Source organism: Chelativorans composti (genome assembly GCF_039541695.1).
In the GTDB taxonomy this organism is placed as follows: Bacteria; Pseudomonadota; Alphaproteobacteria; order Rhizobiales; family Rhizobiaceae; genus Chelativorans; species Chelativorans composti.
Genome location: NZ_BAABGS010000071.1, coordinates 57,322 through 70,491, shown reverse-complemented (window position 1 = coordinate 70,491; position 13,170 = coordinate 57,322). Strand labels below are relative to the sequence as shown.

At 63.0% G+C, this 13,170-nt stretch carries 13 protein-coding genes and 1 pseudogene; 4 read left to right on the top strand and 10 right to left on the bottom strand.

Annotated elements, in window-relative coordinates; all coding sequences use genetic code 11:
- Positions 1–118: 118 nt before the first annotated feature.
- Both ABD906_RS12990 and ABD906_RS12985 read left to right on the top strand, forming a co-directional pair.
- Complete coding sequence (locus tag ABD906_RS12990; protein ID WP_345099844.1) at positions 119–835, top strand: TetR/AcrR family transcriptional regulator; 717 nt, start codon at positions 119–121, stop codon at positions 833–835.
- Between the two features lie 65 nt (positions 836–900).
- Positions 901–2,067 carry an iron-containing alcohol dehydrogenase gene (locus ABD906_RS12985; protein WP_345099843.1) on the top strand — a complete coding sequence of 389 codons (1,167 nt, stop codon included), beginning with the start codon at positions 901–903 and terminating at the stop codon, positions 2,065–2,067.
- Between the two features lie 144 nt (positions 2,068–2,211).
- On the opposite strand, the gene ABD906_RS12980 is transcribed toward ABD906_RS12985, so the two are convergent.
- The 4 genes from ABD906_RS12980 to ABD906_RS12965 form a co-directional block, all read right to left on the bottom strand.
- Positions 2,212–3,507, bottom strand: a complete 1,296-nt coding sequence (locus tag ABD906_RS12980) for a DUF3422 domain-containing protein (protein ID WP_345099842.1) — start codon at positions 3,505–3,507, stop codon at positions 2,212–2,214.
- Between the two features lie 340 nt (positions 3,508–3,847).
- Positions 3,848–4,624: a MetQ/NlpA family ABC transporter substrate-binding protein gene (locus tag ABD906_RS12975; protein WP_345099841.1), complete on the bottom strand. Its 777-nt coding sequence runs from the start codon at positions 4,622–4,624 to the stop codon at positions 3,848–3,850.
- A 262-nt stretch (positions 4,625–4,886) separates the two neighbouring features.
- Entirely contained in the window at positions 4,887–5,582 is a 696-nt protein-coding gene (locus ABD906_RS12970; RefSeq protein WP_345099840.1) for a CoA transferase subunit B, read from the bottom strand.
- Complete coding sequence (locus ABD906_RS12965; protein WP_345099839.1) at positions 5,579–6,286, bottom strand: 3-oxoacid CoA-transferase subunit A; 708 nt, start codon at positions 6,284–6,286, stop codon at positions 5,579–5,581. Before ABD906_RS12965 ends, ABD906_RS12970 begins: the two co-directional genes overlap by 4 nt.
- Before the next feature lie 123 nt (positions 6,287–6,409).
- On the opposite strand from ABD906_RS12965, the gene ABD906_RS12960 reads away from it, so the two are divergent.
- On the top strand, positions 6,410–7,180 hold the full coding sequence (locus ABD906_RS12960; protein ID WP_345099838.1) for an IclR family transcriptional regulator: 771 nt from the start codon (positions 6,410–6,412) through the stop codon (positions 7,178–7,180).
- Between the two features lie 165 nt (positions 7,181–7,345).
- Here ABD906_RS12960 and ABD906_RS12955 read toward each other — a convergent pair whose 3' ends face one another.
- The 3 genes from ABD906_RS12955 to ABD906_RS12945 are packed head-to-tail and all read right to left on the bottom strand — an operon-like array spanning position 7,346 to position 9,989.
- Positions 7,346–8,125 (bottom strand): MetQ/NlpA family ABC transporter substrate-binding protein, encoded by a 780-nt coding sequence (locus ABD906_RS12955; protein WP_378188975.1) that lies wholly within the window; start codon positions 8,123–8,125, stop codon positions 7,346–7,348.
- A 42-nt stretch (positions 8,126–8,167) separates the two neighbouring features.
- On the bottom strand, positions 8,168–8,836 hold the full coding sequence (locus ABD906_RS12950; protein ID WP_345099836.1) for a methionine ABC transporter permease: 669 nt from the start codon (positions 8,834–8,836) through the stop codon (positions 8,168–8,170).
- The gene (locus ABD906_RS12945; protein WP_345099835.1) at positions 8,826–9,989 is read right to left on the bottom strand and encodes a methionine ABC transporter ATP-binding protein; all 1,164 of its coding nucleotides are present in this window, start codon (positions 9,987–9,989) and stop codon (positions 8,826–8,828) included. Before ABD906_RS12945 ends, ABD906_RS12950 begins: the two co-directional genes overlap by 11 nt.
- 611 nt (positions 9,990–10,600) lie before the next feature.
- Between ABD906_RS12945 and ABD906_RS12940 the strand changes: the two genes are divergently transcribed.
- Entirely contained in the window at positions 10,601–11,359 is a 759-nt protein-coding gene (locus ABD906_RS12940; protein WP_345099834.1) for a sulfite exporter TauE/SafE family protein, read from the top strand.
- Between the two features lie 61 nt (positions 11,360–11,420).
- Here the strand turns inward: ABD906_RS12940 and ABD906_RS12935 are convergent, their stop codons facing one another.
- The 3 genes and pseudogenes from ABD906_RS12935 to ABD906_RS12930 all read right to left on the bottom strand — a co-directional run bounded on the left by ABD906_RS12935 (position 11,421) and on the right by ABD906_RS12930 (position 12,848).
- On the bottom strand, positions 11,421–11,933 hold the full coding sequence (locus ABD906_RS12935) for a stealth conserved region 3 domain-containing protein (RefSeq protein WP_345099833.1): 513 nt from the start codon (positions 11,931–11,933) through the stop codon (positions 11,421–11,423).
- A 12-nt stretch (positions 11,934–11,945) separates the two neighbouring features.
- Positions 11,946–12,227 (bottom strand): annotated as a pseudogene (locus ABD906_RS16125) (capsule biosynthesis protein CapK); the annotation flags it as partial.
- A gap of 15 nt (positions 12,228–12,242) precedes the next feature.
- Positions 12,243–12,848, bottom strand: coding sequence for a hypothetical protein (locus ABD906_RS12930; protein ID WP_345099832.1), 606 nt, complete (start codon positions 12,846–12,848; stop codon positions 12,243–12,245).
- Positions 12,849–13,170 lie beyond the last annotated feature (322 nt).

The following is a 13,170-nucleotide window of genomic DNA, read 5'->3' as shown; positions in this document are numbered from 1 at the left end:
GTATGTTTAATCTCAGTCGTCCAGCGTTTCGCATGGAAAGTGTTCGGCGCTGGTCCAATTGCGTCAGTTGTCCAAATCCGTTGAAATGCGAGACGGGAGAGAGAGTTTGGAGGGATTGATGGCCAACGCGCGGTCCGAAGTCGGAGAGGGGCGCGAACTGAGCGAGACTGAAGCTCTGGTGGAAGCCGGCCGTCCGCGGCGCCCGACCCGTGCGCGACGCAAGAAAGGCGACGGTGAACCCGTCGACAACACTGTCGACATTCTTGACGTTGCGGCCCAGTGCTTCATGGAAATGGGCTTTCAGGGCACCAGCATTGACGACGTCGCCCGGCGACTCGGCGCCACCAAAGGCCGGATCTACCACTACTACCGCTCCAAGACGGATTTGTTTTTCGACGTTCACCGCGAGGGTATGCGCCGCCTGAACGAGGCGGTTCAGGCGGCGATGAATACCGGAAGCTGCGGCCGCGAAACGCTGCATGCCATGCTCGAGGCGCATGCTCTGACCATGCTGCAGAACATCGCCTATCTGGCGGTCGTGGTGCAGGGCGTGCACATGCACCGGCTCGGCGCCACGACGCTCGCGCAACGCCGGGTTCTCGACGAGATCATGGCGATCCGCCGCGAGTTCGAGCGCCTGTTCGTCGATGTGTTCCGCCGCGGCCAGCAGGATGGCAGCATCCGCGCTGAAAACGCGTCCATCGCGGTAAAGGGCATGCTGGGTGCCATCAACTGGACCGCCATCTGGTACCGCCCGCGTCCGGGCGAAACGCTCGAACACAAGCAAAAGATCGCCCGCGAACTGGCGACCCGCCAGATCGAGGGTATCGTCTGACCCGCCATTAGACCCCTTCAGGAATTCAGTCCGGCCCGGGCCGGCAAAATCCAGGAAGTGCAGCCATGACTTTCAATCCGTTTTCCTTCACCACGGTGGGGCATATCCACGTCGAATGGGGTGCCGCCGCACGGCTCGGCGAACTCCTCGGCGGCTGGTTCGCCGCCCGCAACCTGCTGGTCGTGACCGATGCCGGCCTGCACAAGGCAGGCGTTCTCGAGCCCGCCAAGGCTTCGCTCGCCAAGGCGGGCTTCAACGTGACGGTGTTTGATGCGGTCGTCGCCGATCCGCCCGAGCAGGTGCTGTTCGACTGTGTCGCCCAGGGGCGAGCCGCAAGTGCGGACATTGTCATCGGCATCGGCGGCGGCTCGTCCATGGACGTCGCCAAGCTTGCCGCGGTGATGCTGGTCAGCGAACAGCCGCTTTCCGAGCTTTACGGCATCGGGAAGGTCCAGGGTTCGCGCCTGCCGCTGGTGCAGGTGCCGACGACGGCCGGAACGGGTTCGGAAGTCACCAACATCACGATTCTGACCCGGCCGGACCATTCCAAGATGGGCGTGGTCGCCGATCAGCTCTATGCCGATCGCGTGCTGCTCGATGCGGAGCTGACCGTTGGCCTGCCTGCGCTGCACACGGCCGCGACCGGCATCGACGCCATGGTGCATGCGATCGAGGCTTACACCAGCAAGCACAAGAAGAATCCGCTGTCGGACGCGGCGGCGCGGGAGGCCCTGCGGCTTCTGTCCGGCAACCTCGTCACGGCGTGCCGGAATGGTTCGGACCGCGCCGCGCGGGAAGCCATGCTGCTTGGCGCACTGCTGGCCGGCCAGGCCTTCGCCAACGCGCCCGTGGCGGCGGTTCATGCGCTCGCCTATCCGCTGGGCGGCCGCTACCACATTCCGCACGGCCTTTCCAACGCGCTGATGCTGCAGCCGGTGATCGAGTTCAACATGAAGGCGGCGGCTCCGCTCTATGCCGAGCTTGCCGGCCCGGTCGGGGCGGACGTCCCGCAGGATGCCAGCGTCGAGGCAAAGGCCCAGGCCTTCCTGAAGCGGCTGATCGAACTGATGGATGCCTCCGGCGCGCCGCGCCGCCTGCGCGATGCGGGTGTCGCCGAAGAGATGCTGCCGCAGCTTGCCGCGGATGCGATGCTGCAGACGCGTCTTCTTGGCAACAACCCGGTGGAAGTGACCGAGCCCGACGCCCTGGCCCTCTATCGGGCAGCATTCTGACAGCAGGAAAGGTCTCGGCCCTGCAGCCGCGACCACCACAGTCCGGCGACCGTGATCCGGTAGGGGGGCCGGTCAGTCGTCGCAGAGCGCCGGCGGGCTTGTCCGCCGGCGTTTTTCACTGCCTTGCCGGGATTTGGCCCGTCCTCAGTCCTTGGCGGCGGTTTCGCTTCCCGGACGCGGCAGGCTGTCCGGCTTGCCGGAATGCGAGCCTACCGAAATGCTCTTGCGGATGTGCCGGATCACCTGCCAGACGGTCACCAGCACGATCGGGATGGCGAACAACAGCAATTCCTTGGCGAGATGCGTGTCGAGGCCCAGTCCCGTCAGGGCCTCAATGCAGGTCTTGGCGAGACTGATCGCGTAATAGGTGATGGCGATGACCGAAAAGCCTTCCACGGCCTGCTGGATGTGCACCTGCGCGCGCGTGCGCTCCTCCATCGAGGCGAGCAGGATGGCGTTCTGCTCTTCAAGCTGCACCTGAACCGAGGTTCGCAACAGGTCGCCGGCCAGGCTCACCCGCTCGCCGAGTTCGTCGAGGCGGCGCTCCACCGCCTCCACCGTCCGGATGGCGGGCCGGAACCGGCGCTCGATGAAGGTTCCAAGCCGCTGACGTTGGGGAACGCTCTGCTCCCTGAGTTCCGCCATTCGGCTCGAGACCAGCTCCGCATAGGCCTTGGCGGCGCCGAAGCGATGGCGCGCCGGCGAGGATAGCCGCAGCACTTCCGACGACAGCCGCGTCATTTCGCCTAGCAGCGTCTTGTCGACCCTGGAATGCGTCTGCATGTGGTCGACGATGCGGTTGAGGCGGGTATCGAAACCGGCGAGTCTTTCCTGCACGTCGCGCGCCACCGGCAGGGCCAGCAGCGCCATCATGCGGTAGGTCTCGATCTCAAGCAGCCGCCGGACCATTCGCCCGGTGCGGAACGCATTGAGGCTGCCGGGGAACAGCAGCAGTTCGACGAAGCCCGCATCGTCCAGCTTGAAGTTTGAATAGACTTCGGCGTCGGTTCCGCCGACCCTGGAGGCTACATAGTCGCCGTCCAGCTTCTCAAGCTCGTCTTCCGGACGCTTCTCGCGGACGAGCACGCGGATGGCCGCGATCGTCTCGCCGGAAATCTGGCGGCGCAGGTCCATGAATGTCTGCGGCGGGCGCCGATCCTGCGAAGCGGCACAGACATAGGTGATGGTGAGAAACTCGGTGTGGAGTTCCCACTTGAGGCGGCAGTCGCCGAGTTCGGCGATCCCGTGTTTGCCGTCCAGGGACCGCGACGAGGTCGGCAGCGCCAGGATGCTGTCGGGAAGGCGCGTGTCGAGGATGGCCATGTGCCACACATCGGAATCGCCCTCGAAATAGACGGATGGCCTGGCATGGAGCTCGTCGTGCAGCTCCCTGCGCATGGGATGGTCAAGCTCCGTCACATCCACCCCCGGTTCCGCCATCGTGATTTCCGCTCCCCACTGGTGACGCATCGCGGCCGCAAGCCTCGTCAGGCTGAAAACGCCGCGGCGCCCGTCTTGCCGCCTCTATGGATTCTTCATTTATGAGATACTTGATAACTTCTTCAATCCGCGCGCCGTGACTTGGCCGTGGCTTAGTAGCGCACCGCCGGACCGACGGACCGAAGTTGCGGGCAAGAGGCATGTTGCTTTCGCGGCGCCCGGGCACGGCAGAACGTTGGTTACAGGGCGTCCGGTGCCGCCGCCCCTCCCGCAAACGACAGCGCCCGCGGGGATACCGCGGGCGCTGCGTTGTGGAAAAGTCCGTGGCTGTTCGCGGGCCTTACCAGGCGGGGATCACGGCGCCCTGGAATTCGTCGTTGATGAAGGCCTTGATGCTGTCGTCGTGGTAGGCCTCGACCAGAGTCTTGACCCAGTCGGCGTCCTTGTCCTCGCTGCGCACGACGATCAGGTTGGCATAGGGCGACTCGGCGCCCTCGATGGCGATCGCGTCCACGGTGGGACGAAGACCGGCCTCGAGCGCGTAATTGGTGTTGATCACCGCAGCATCGACGTCATCCAGAGAGCGGGGAAGCTGCGCCGCGTCCAGCTCGACGAACTGCAGGTTCTTCGGGTTCTCGGTGACGTCGGCAGGACCGGCCTTCAGGCCGGCCTCGGGGTTCACCTTGATCACGCCTTCCTTCTGCAGCACGAGCAGCGCGCGGCCGCCGTTGGTCGGGTCGTTCGGAATGGCGACCGTGGCGCCATCGGCGAGTTCGTCCGGGCTCTTCACCCTGTTGGAGTAGACGCCCATCGGCGTGGTGATCGTCTTGCCGACGCTCACCAGGTCATAGCCGCGATCGGCGATCTGGTTGTCCAGATAGGGCTGATGCTGGAAAGAATTGGCGTCGAGGTCGCCGTCGGCCAGCGCCTGGTTCGGCACGACATAGTCGGAGAACTCGATGACCTCGAGGTTCAGGCCCTTCGCGGCGGCGACGTCCTTGACCTTCTCCATGATCTGCGCGTGCTCGCCGGGCGTGACGCCGATCTTGATGTCCTTTGCAAGTGCTGCACCGCTGATGAGCGCGGCCACCGCCGCCGTAACCAGGAACTTCATCATGTTCTTCTTGTCTCCTTGTGCTGAACCGGGCCTCACGTGCCAAAGCCAGGTTCGACGAATGCTTGCTGGGGACGCTTTTCGCGCAGCGCCGTTCAAAACGACAGGAATAATGTTTCTGTAATTAAACTATTCAGGAAAAATTCAATCCCCGCTTCCTAGCGCCGGATCCGGTGCCGCCGCTGCCGGTGCAAAAAAGATGATCCGCACGGCGTTTCCACCGTGCGGATCAGACCTGTCGAGATGCCGGTTCGTGTGCCGGGAATCAGGCGTCGATAGGCTCCGGCACGATGAGGTCCGCGACCTCGCCGTCGATGTGGAGCGGCGCGCCGGTAATGGCCTGGAGTTCCTCGAGCGTGATGCTGGGCAGCTTTTCGCGAAGCACGAACCGCTTGTCGACGATGTCGATCACTGCGTGGCTGGTGTAGACGCGCGTCACGCATTCGACGCCGGTCAGCGGGAAGGTGCAGGTGTCGACCAGTTTGGGCTCCCCGGTCTTGGTCACGTGCTCCGTGATCACGAACACCTGCTTGGCGCCGTGGACGAGGTCCATTGCACCGCCGACGGCGGGCACGCCCTTGCTGCCGATCCGCCAGTTGGCGAGGTCACCCCGCTGCGACACCTGGAAGGCGCCTAGCACGGCGATGTCGAGGTGGCCGCCGCGCACCATGGCGAAGCTGTCCGCATGGTGGAAGAAGGAGGCGCCCGGCTTGAGCGTCACGGCCTTCTTGCCGGCGTTGATGAGATCCCAGTCCTCCTCGCCCGGAGCGGGGGAGGGGCCGAAGTTCAGGATGCCGTTTTCGGTGTGGTAGATGACCTCACGGCCGGCAGGCTGATACTTCGCGACCATCTCCGGAAAGCCGATGCCAAGGTTCACGTAGGCTCCGTCCGGAATATCCTGCGCAACGCGCCAGGCGATCTGGGCGTTCGTGAGCTTCTGCTGTTCGGTATTGGCGGTCATAGGTGGGACACCCCTGCGCGGATGAGTTCTTCTTCCTGTTGCGGATTGCTGATCTCGACGATCTTGTCGACGAAGATGCCCGGGGTCACTACGTGCTCGGGATCGATCTCGCCCGGCTCGACGATCTTCGACGCCTGAACGATGGTGGTCTTGGCAGCCATGCACATCAGGGGGTTAAAGTTGCGGGCCGCCTTGTTGTAGGTCAGGTTGCCGAAACGGTCGGCGATGTGCGCCTTGATGAGCGCGAAATCCGCCTTGAGCCATCGTTCCTGCACATAGGTGCGGCCTTCGAATTCGGCGGTGGGCTTGCCTTCAGCCAGCTCCGTGCCGACGCTGGTCGGGGTGTAGAACGCGGGAATGCCAGCGCCGCCGGCGCGGATGCGCTCGGCCAGCGTGCCCTGCGGCACCAGTTCCAGCTCGATCTCGCCGGCGAGATACTTCTCCGTGAACGCCCGCGGATCGGACGAACGCGGGAAGGAGCAGATCATCTTCTTCACCATGCCGGCGTCGATCATGGCAGCAATGCCGACGCGGCCGTTGCCGGCGTTGTTGTTGATGACGGTGAGATTCTTGGGCCCATGGTCGATAAGAGCGTGAATGAGCTCGATCGGCGCACCGGCACCGCCGAAGCCGCCAATCATCACCGTGGCGCCATCGTGAATGCAGGAGACGGCGGCTGCCGCACTCTCAACTGTTTTGTCCATTAGAGAAACCCCGTGAACGCTAGCCTCCGTTCGTTGGAGATAGATCGCGAATGCGATTGCGGCAACCCAAATTGTGCGTTATTTGATTTTTGTTCATATATCGCACAATAAGGGAGTTTGGCGTTGGCGCATGCGGAACACAAGGGAGGCGATTTCGTCAGCGGGTTCGCAAAGGGCCTGAGCGTCATCGGGGCCTTTGGCGAAGATGCGCCGCGCCTGTCGATCACCGATGTGGCGCGCCGGACGGGCCTTGACAGGGCTTCGGCCCGCCGGCTGCTTCTCACGCTGGTCCAGCTTGGTTATGCGACGCACGACGGGAAATATTTCGAACTCACCCATCGCATCCTGCGGCTGGGGCAGTCGTACCTATCCACCACGCCGCTCTCGGCCATCCTTCAGCCCTATCTCGAACGGCTTTGTGAGACAGGCGGCCAGAGCTGCTCGGCGGCGGTGCTGGATGAGGCTGAAATCGTCTACATCGCCCGCGCCTCCCGGCGGCGGGTCATGTCGATCAATCTCGGCCCGGGCAGCCGCCTGCCCGCCTATTGCTCCTCGATGGGAAGGGTGCTGCTGGCGTCCCTGCCGGAAGAGGAGGTCCGCGAGCTTCTGAAAGGCAGGCCGCTCCGCGCCAATACGGAGCGCACCATTACGGATCTGGAAAGGCTGATGGAGGAGCTACTGCGCGTTCGCAGCCAGGGATATGCCCTCGTCGATCAGGAACTGGAAATGGGGCTCTGCTCGATTGCCGTTCCCCTCCGCAACCGGACGGACCGGATCGTCGCGGCCCTCAATATCGGCGCGCCGGCCGCTTCCGTCACCCCGGCGCAACTGGTCGAACAGTATCTGCCAATGCTGAAGGACGTTGCCGAGCGGGCGCGGCTCGACCTGCGTTAATGCGCGGTGGCTCAACAGTCGGTTTCGCGCCGGATTGGTGCGTGCCGCGAGGCGAAAGATCCCTTTTGCGCTTCCCGATAAGCAAAGGCCATTCCGGCGTGCTGCGAACGCCGGAATGGCCCCTATCCGGACTTATGGTCCGGACTTGCCCGCGATGGGCAGTTCTTACCAGGCCGGGATGACGGCGCCGTCGAAGGTGTTCAGCACGAACTCCTTCACCTCAGGGGTGTAGTAGGCGTTGATGAGCTTCTTGACCCAGTCGGCATCCTTGTCCGCGGTGCGCACCGCGATCAGGTTGATGTACGGAGCCTTTTCGCCCTCGAGCAGAATGGCGTCGCGGCTCGGGTTCAGGCTGGCCTCCAGCGCATAGTTGCTGTTGATGGCCGAGGCGTCGGTGTCGTCGAGCGAGCGCGGCAGCTGCGCGGCATCGAGCTCGATGAAGTTGAAGTTCTTGGGATTCTCCGTGATGTCGGCGACCGTAACCCTCAGCCCTTTGTCGGGATCGACCTTGATCGCGCCCTGGTCGGCCAGGATCAGCAGGGCGCGGCCGCCGTTGGTCGGATCGTTCGGGATGCCGATGGTCGCACCATCCGGCAGCTCGTCGAAGCTTTTGTATTTCTTCGAGTAGATGCCCATCGGGAAATTCACCGTATAGGCCACGTCGATGATGTCGAAGCCGCGGTCGGCGATCTGGTTGTCGAGGTATGGCTTGTGCTGGAAGGAGTTGGCATCCAGCTCGCCGTCATTGAGCGCCTGGTTCGGAACGACGTAGTCCGAGAACTCGAGGATCTCGATCTCCAGCTCGTCCTTGGCGGCGATCTCCTTTACCTTCTCCATGATCTGCGCGTGCGGTCCGGGGGTGACGCCGACCTTGATCGACTCGGCCGCGGCGGAGCCGCCGAGCAACGCGAGTGCCAGGCCCGCGGCAATCGAAAGCTTCTTCAACATTCCATTCTCCCTGTGAACAAGATGACTTGATTGGTCGGATCAGCGCGGGTGCGTGCGCTTGTCGAAGCGTCTTGCCAGCCAGTCGCCCGTGGACTGCACGGCCTGGACCAGCACGATCAGAACCACCACGACGGCCAGCATTACGTCGGGCATGAAGCGCTGGTAGCCATAGCGGATGCCGAGGTCGCCGAGTCCGCCGCCGCCAACCGCGCCCACCATCGCCGAATAGCCGATGAGGCTCACCACGGTGAGCGTGAGCGCCAGCGTGATGCCGGGGCGCGCCTCGGCAAGCAGCACCTTTCGCACGATCTGCAACGGTGTGGCGCCCATCGCGCGCGCCGTTTCAATCAGGCCGGGGTCAACCTCGCGAATGGCCGCTTCCACGAGCCGCGCCACGAACGGAATCGTGGCGATGGTGAGCGGCACGATCGCCGCCCGCGTGCCGATCGAGGTGCCCGCCACCAGCCGCGTGAAGGGGATGATCGCGACGACCAGGATAATGAAGGGTGTCGAGCGCGTGGCGTTCACGATCGCGCCCAGGATCCGGTTTGCGATTGGCGCGGCGAAGAGCTCGCCCTTGCCGCTGGTGGCAAGGAATACGCCGAGCGGAACGCCCAGCAGCGAACCGACCACGGCAGACACCGCCACCATGTAGAGGGTCTGGCCGGTGGCCGTGAGGAGCAGCGAGATGAGCTGTTCAGGCGACATAGCCGAGAATCTCCGTGATAAGGCCCCGGTCGGCGAGAAACTGGCGGATGGTCGTGAGCCTTTGCTCGTCGGCGGGGAAGGATACGATGAGCGTGCCAAAGGGGCGGCCCGCGATTTCGTCCACCGCGCCGCCCATGATGTTCGGCCGGACGCCGAACTCGGTGGCGAGACTGGCGAGGATCGGCTCGGTCGCATGCGGGCCGGCAAAGAGGATCCGCATGACCGTCTTGCTCGTGGCGGCGGGCTTGTCGGTGAGGTGCGCCTGGACGTAGCCCGGCAGCTGCATGCCGGGAATGCCGGACAACAGCTTCCGGGTGGTGGGATGCTTCGGCGCGCTGAAGACCTCGAAGGTTCCGCCCTGCTCCACGATCCTGCCCGCGTCGATCACCGCCACATAATCGGCGATGCGCTTTACCACCTCCATCTCGTGAGTGATGAGCAGTATTGTCAGCCCCAGCTCGCGGTTGATGCGCGACAGAAGTTCGAGAACCGACTGCGTCGTTTCGGGGTCGAGGGCTGACGTTGCCTCGTCGGAGAGCAGCAGCATGGGCTGCGTGGCGAGCGCCCGCGCGATGCCCACGCGCTGCTTCTGCCCGCCCGACAGCTCGGCCGGATAGCGGTCATGCTTGTCGGCGAGGCCGACCAGTTCAAGCAGCGGCAGAATGCGCTGCGCAATCTCCTGCTTCTTCAGGCCCGCGATCTCCAGCGGAAGGGCGACATTGTCGAAGACCGTGCGGGAGGACAGCAGGTTGAAGTGCTGGAAGATCATGCCGATCGAGCGGCGGACATTGCGCAGGTCGACCTCGGACAGCTTCATCACGTCGGTGCCGTTCACCACGACGCGGCCGGAGGTGGCCTTCTCCAGCCCGTTCACGAGCCGGATCAGCGTGGATTTACCGGCGCCTGACCGGCCGATGATGGCGGTGATGGAGCCACGACGCACCGCGAGATTGATGTTCTCCAGCGCCGTAACCGCGGGCCGTGACCGGCTCGCCGGAAACACCTTCGAGACGTTTTCGATGAGGACAAGGTTGTCTTGTTCAGGCGTTGCACCGGCAGAGACGGAAGCCTGGCTGGCGGCGGCAGAGTTTCCGCCTGACTGCCCGCTCACCGTCGCCAGGTGCACGTTTTGATCGAGGACCGACGAAGTCATTGCAAGTTCCCATGTTCGCGCGCCGACCGCGCTGAAGTCGTTGTTGCCAAGGCCGTGAACCCTTCGCGATCTATCAGGACGGATATCGGACCAGCGCCATCAATCGAAGGCAGGCGCTATCTGGCGGATGCCATTCTGGGAGACCTAGAACACATCCCGACAGGTGGCGGCAAGCCAGGAATGAGGGCGGATACACGAACACACATGGGAACCGATCTGAGAAGGTATTATTTTCCAACCTATCGAAGCGTATGGCACCGAGCGAGCAAAAATATTCTAACCGAAGCGGCGCGTGAAAAACGGGTCTTTCCCGCTTCAGGCCGGCAGTGAATAATCATGTCCCGGGGTCGACAATAGTGTCCCCGGGCCGTGATCCTGCGGAGGCAAACAGCTGCCGGGAAGAAAAACCGCGGTTGCCGATGGAAGCCTCTTGCGGGAGGCGCAGCCAGGTGCTTTCTACCCCCTCGCACTGAAACCGACGCCTGCAGCGCCTTGTACAATACGTGGCGATGTATGGCGGCTCGCCTTCCGGACCGGTCCCGACGCGCCTGGCCGCATTTGCTGCCGGACGGGACGGACCGCCGCCAACCCCGTCAGGAACACAACAGGAAATGGATCCCCAGTTCTACGCCGCCGCCATTCCCGCCGTCATCATACTCGGCCTGTCGAAGGGCGGGTTTGTCGGCCTCGGAAATCTGGCCATTCCACTGATGGCGCTGGTCATGTCTCCGGTCCAGGCCGCGGCGGTGCTGCTGCCGATCCTGCTCGTCCAGGATGCGGTTGGCGTGCTCTCGTTCCGGCGGAGCTGGGACGGCTTCAACCTCGCCGTGCTGCTTCCCAGCGCATTCGTTGGCATCTTCCTTGGCTATCTTCTTGCAGCCCATGTTTCGGACGCGGGGATCGCTTTCAGCGTCGGCGTTATTTCGATCATTTTCGGGCTTCGCCGCCTGATCGTGGAACGCCGGGCATCGGGCGCGACGGCTTTGAGGCCGGGCATTCCCTTCGGTCTCCTGTGCGGTGTGGGTGCGGGCTTCACCAGCATGATCGCTCATGCGGGCGGACCGCCGTTCCAGATCTATGTCATGCCCCAGCGCCTGCCGCGGGACGTGCTGGTCGGAACCTCGATCATCTTCTTCGCAGCCGTCAATCTGGTGAAGGTTGCGCCCTACTTCGCGCTCGGTCAGTTCACCAGAGAAAACCTGATCCTGTCGGCGACGCTGGTTCCGCTCGCCATAGTGTCCACCTGGGCCGGCGTCTGGCTCGTCCGCCGTATCTCCGGCGAGCGCTTCTACACGCTCGTTTATGTCCTGATGGTCCTGGTGGGGCTGAGACTGATCTGGCAGAGCGGCCCCGCACTCTTCGGAGCCTGATTTCGCGTCAGAGCAGTCCAGCGAGGCCGGCAGCCGTCGGGACCGCTGCCTGCCTGTCCTCTCACTTCTCGAACGGGGAGGGGTTGGGAAAGAACGTGTTCAGGAAACCACGCACCGCTGTGTCCCAGGCCCGATCATTATCGCTGTTCTTGCCGTCGTTGAGGCAAAGGGATAGCGGCAGTCTCCGTCCCCCATTCTTCCTCTCAAGAAGCTTCCTGAGCCGCCTTTGATAACGGTGGTTGGCTTGGACCAGCCATACCGGCGTGTCATCAGCAATGCCTTTACCCGACAGGACGCAGTAGTGGGAATGCAGGTATGACGTAACGGAAATGTCGTTGGGCGATCGGAACCGGTTGTGGATCGTTCTGTAGAACGCTTCATCGAACTTGGCCTCCATCTCCCGAAGGATGTCGACCCGCAGGGCGTGGAAAGTGTGCGATGTGAGCTGGGTCGTCGAACGGCCAAATTCCCTTTCCAGCAGGGCTTTGCCGTTTCGCGCGCCATTCAGGTAGGCCGGGTGATCGGGGTGCGGTTCGCCGTTGACCTGGCCGTAGGGCTCCAGCCGGACCTTCACCAGTCCGCTCGGCAGGAAAAAGTCCGATGGAAATGCTTTTCTGGCAAGGAAAACGTCGTCGTTGCTGTAGATGAAGTGGTTCGCCAGCCCTGGAATCTTGTGCAGGCAGGCTTCTATAGCGTGGGAATTGAACGTCGGGAGCGCATCCGCCGGCAGGATCTGCTCGTGCGGGATCCATGCGATCTGTTCGCTTTCCAGGTTGAGCCATTCGGGCGGGCGGCAGTTCGAGACGATGAAGATCTTGCGGATGAACGTTCCGTTCTCCGCCCAGGAGCGCAGCGCATATTTCAGTTCGTCGCGGCTGTAATATCAGGATCGCGCGGTGGCGTCGTTGGTCGGCGCAACCGTCACCGGTTCAGGCGCATATTGCGAGAACATGCGTTGCCAGTCCGGATCATCGGCATTGACCTGGGTGAAGACCAGGTCGATGGGAAACGCTGGTTCCAGCGCGTGCGGACAGGGCAGGATCGCCGCATAGTCCTTTATTCCCGCTCCTGTGAATAGGCCATGGGCCTCGGCGGTCGTTTTCCAGAGCCTTCTGGAGATGTGATTGGGGGACGCCGACTCGAAATACTCGCCCTCGTCCTTCCAGCCCTCCAGTTCAAACGAAGCTTTTTCTCCGCCGCTCAGTTCGACCTTGTAACGCCGGTGTCCCACCATCTGCGTCAGCGCCACGGGAAGGACACGCAGCACTTTCTTCGCCCTTATCGGGCGAATACGCAGGTCGAAGCCTTCATCACGCGCGAAACGGCGTATCAGGGAGAAAGCTCTCGCGAGATCTTTCCTCAGGACAGCGATCTTCGCATCGCCGGTGGGGGAGGTGATCAGGATCCCACCCAGCCCCTGCTCTTTCAGGAAAGTCAGCAGGTTCCGCATGGCCGGTGATGAGTACCGCCTGGTGTCTGTCGAGCCCATGTTAATTCCTGAATTGTGCTGGCTTGTCGGGGGTGGATCGAGCGAAAACCGGTCGGGGACGTTTGTCGCTGCCCGAAATCACGGCGTCAGCGTAAACGGGAACAGGTATCGCAAGCCGCCATTGCATGTGCTCAAGGTTTGCCCCGTGGTTCAGTGGAGGTGTGGCGGAAATTCCGGACCACCTCGAAAATTCATTTCCCATTACAATGTTATCTGTTTCCAAACAATGCCATGAACATCGCAACGGTGCAGGGAGGGCGGTCCGGCGTGCCTGCCGGCCGTAACGGAGTCAAGGATCGGTTCGTTTGTGTATTTTTGGCAG

What these genes read in the sequence shown, in the direction of transcription:
- ABD906_RS12990 (WP_345099844.1), top strand. Translation starts at nt 119, where the DNA reads ATGGCCAACGCGCGGTCCGAAGTCGGAGAGGGGCGCGAACTGAGCGAG.
- ABD906_RS12985 (WP_345099843.1), top strand. Translation starts at nt 901, where the DNA reads ATGACTTTCAATCCGTTTTCCTTCACCACGGTGGGGCATATCCACGTC.
- ABD906_RS12980 (WP_345099842.1), bottom strand. Translation starts at nt 3,507, where the DNA reads ATGGCGGAACCGGGGGTGGATGTGACGGAGCTTGACCATCCCATGCGC.
- ABD906_RS12975 (WP_345099841.1), bottom strand. Translation starts at nt 4,624, where the DNA reads ATGATGAAGTTCCTGGTTACGGCGGCGGTGGCCGCGCTCATCAGCGGT.
- ABD906_RS12970 (WP_345099840.1), bottom strand. Translation starts at nt 5,582, where the DNA reads ATGACCGCCAATACCGAACAGCAGAAGCTCACGAACGCCCAGATCGCC.
- ABD906_RS12965 (WP_345099839.1), bottom strand. Translation starts at nt 6,286, where the DNA reads ATGGACAAAACAGTTGAGAGTGCGGCAGCCGCCGTCTCCTGCATTCAC.
- ABD906_RS12950 (WP_345099836.1), bottom strand. Translation starts at nt 8,836, where the DNA reads ATGTCGCCTGAACAGCTCATCTCGCTGCTCCTCACGGCCACCGGCCAG.
- ABD906_RS12945 (WP_345099835.1), bottom strand. Translation starts at nt 9,989, where the DNA reads ATGACTTCGTCGGTCCTCGATCAAAACGTGCACCTGGCGACGGTGAGC.
- ABD906_RS12940 (WP_345099834.1), top strand. Translation starts at nt 10,601, where the DNA reads ATGGATCCCCAGTTCTACGCCGCCGCCATTCCCGCCGTCATCATACTC.
- ABD906_RS12930 (WP_345099832.1), bottom strand. Translation starts at nt 12,848, where the DNA reads ATGGGCTCGACAGACACCAGGCGGTACTCATCACCGGCCATGCGGAAC.